At 28.3% G+C, this 318-nt stretch carries 1 protein-coding gene; it reads right to left on the bottom strand.

The annotated features are described in order from the left end of the window. Positions 1-318 (bottom strand): hypothetical protein (locus EII32_RS12335; RefSeq protein WP_158611201.1); only part of this gene is annotated, 318 nt, incomplete at both ends.

The following is a 318-nucleotide window of genomic DNA, read 5'->3' as shown; positions in this document are numbered from 1 at the left end:
GGTGTACTATTCCGAAAGGATCTTTGAAATATTCCAATTCGTTTTCATGATCATAAGGTTTAGTCTCGTTAAAAAGATGTAATTTAGTACAACCTTCTAATTCTATTCCTTTATTGAATCCCATTTTTATATCATTTTCAAAAAAATTAGGTTTTGTAGAACTTTTCCCGACCGCGATACCCGTTCCTGATTCGTGAAAATCTAAAATTACAAAAATAGTATATACGTAAGCTATACTTTCATTTGAACTATTAAAATCAGATATACTTAATCTGAATTCATACTCTCTATCTGTTGAAATATTATAAGTTAATGTGT

This window comes from Prevotella sp. OH937_COT-195, assembly GCF_003932845.1.
GTDB lineage: Bacteria > Bacteroidota > Bacteroidia > Bacteroidales > Bacteroidaceae > Prevotella.
The sequence above is the reverse complement of the archived record's forward strand: the minus strand, read 5'-3'. Positions and strand labels throughout refer to the sequence as shown.